Origin of the sequence: Microcoleus sp. B3-A4 (assembly GCF_036705385.1) — a bacterium.
Classification (GTDB): Bacteria; Cyanobacteriota; Cyanobacteriia; order Cyanobacteriales; family Microcoleaceae; genus Microcoleus.
Window position 1 is genome coordinate 1 of record NZ_JAUBUI010000197.1, and the last position, 2,030, is coordinate 2,030.

The 2,030-nt window shown below is 37.9% G+C and carries 2 protein-coding genes; both read left to right on the forward strand.

The genetic code is table 11. The annotated features are described in order from the left end of the window. Positions 1-154 precede the first annotated feature (154 nt). Positions 155-949: a hypothetical protein gene (locus QUB33_RS29280; RefSeq protein ID WP_333358143.1), complete on the forward strand. Its 795-nt coding sequence runs from the start codon at positions 155-157 to the stop codon at positions 947-949. Continuing rightward, complete coding sequence (locus tag QUB33_RS29285; protein ID WP_333358146.1) at positions 946-1,977, forward strand: hypothetical protein; 1,032 nt, start codon at positions 946-948, stop codon at positions 1,975-1,977. Before QUB33_RS29280 ends, QUB33_RS29285 begins: the two co-directional genes overlap by 4 nt. Positions 1,978-2,030 lie beyond the last annotated feature (53 nt).

The window sequence follows — 2,030 nt, forward strand, 5'->3', positions numbered from 1 at the left end:
CTATTGACAGGATGCTCTTTTATATCTTGCCCTTAAAGTCAAGTACAATTTATACCAAATTAGATGAGCTTACCCTGTTTTTTTACCTGGCCCTTTCTTGCTAGTTTGGCAGATAAAAAAGCTATTAAAATCCAACACAGTTACTTCTCAATTAGTGAAAACTTTAGATCCTGATGAATTAGCTATACTCCTGTCTAATGTACTTTACGCCGTCTGGGTGCTTTTTGGATTAGTAATTTTGATTTCATTATCATTCAAAGTCTCAAACCTACAATGGTGGGTTGTTACTGCTAGTGTATTTATAGGACTTTTAGCAATAAGAATTATTTGGTATGACCAAATTATTAACGATACTCGCTGCGTCAAATTATATGATGACTTCACCAATGCTATAAACGCTCAAGAGGCAGAGGAGCGTAAGTTTATTGAGAACATTTGTGGCTTATACAATAAACTCAGAAATAGCGAAAACGCATCTAAAGTTAACAGACTTCTAGAGCGCATCCAAATAAAAGATAAAGAAGAGTACAGAAGGCTTGAACTAGAAAGCCAAGAGAACTTACAAGCCCTTGAAGCAAGTGTAGCTTATGCTCAAACTAATGATGCACAAATGCGCCAAAAGCTCATAAATGAAACTGAGCTTGAGTATATGGCATCTAAATATCAAATCACAGGTGAGGGAATGTACGCGCAGGCACATCAAATAACTTTGGCAATGATTAGAAGTGAAGAGACTGTTCTAAAAGCACTTGCAGATGCCGTGGTAGGCGATGAGAAAGCGAACCGTGATATGTTGCGTTATATCCAACAGGAACTTGCAATATTAGGCGGTTTGAAAGGTGACTTAGGAAAAGATGGACGTGGCGCTTACGCTAAAGCGAATTTTAACGAAAAACTTCACGATCTTATGAAGACACGCTCTAAAAGATATGGGAGTACAGAACGATGATTGATTACATTGAAATTGAACTTTCTAATGGCGAAATCGTCCCTTTTTTCTCCTACCCTTTGGATGGAGCATTTGACTGCCTTGAGGGTAAGCTAGTTAATGAGGATTTGTGTAATGCTTTAAAAGACCCGGCTAACTATAGGAACCTCCATTCAGATAAAGGTGTAATCTTTCTTGGATTTGCCTCGGATAGACCTGATGAACTTTACAGGTTTCCCGTGTGGCTGCCTGCTGATTTAATTACGAATCACATTTTAATTGGTGGAGCCATTGAAAGTGGTAAAACGACTCTAAGTTACAGGCTAATAGCTGGCGCACTAGAGAATTTTGGAACAGTCGTTATCGGTGAGGCAAAGAGTGGTAGAAATGGTTATGCTGAAGGTGCAGCCTTTACAAATTTAGCTTTGTATTTGCATAAGAGAAGCAACAGACCTGTATATCGCTGGCCTAGAGGTAACTGTTGGTTTAATCCTCTGCCTTATTTAAAGGATAAATCCGATAGAGAGGGTTTTTTACAAGCAATCCGTCGGCTAATTCAAGCAGGGGGTGATATGCAGTTGTATATTGACAACGCTGTTGAAATTGCCACTCTGCTGATTGAGTATATGCAGATTGCTAGACTGCGGATAGCTATCATTGAGCTTATGCAGAAGAAGGATACACAGATAAAATTAAAAATGACAAAATATCTGAAAAATTGCACGCTGAGAACTTTAGTTCATTTACTAAGGTATCCTACGGGAGTAGAAGAAGACCTTACTACATTTATTAAGACTATGGAGTTAGTAAATGGACTAAAGTGCGAAGAAATAGAGGATATTCATAAGTTTAAATATATCAAGCATAAACTTGACATATCAAATTTTTTTAAAATGATGAAAGATGAGTATATTGGAACTCGTCACGGTCTCAATAGGCTAGCTAGTGAAATAGAAAAAGACGAAGATGTACTGTATTACAGTGAACCGCATAATCAAGATCGTGATGGTCAGCCACTTGGCGAATTACAGCGGTTCCCGCTGTTATGAGGTACAGTAGCAGCAATGAGTAAACCAATTTTTTAAATGTTTAGGGTTCATTA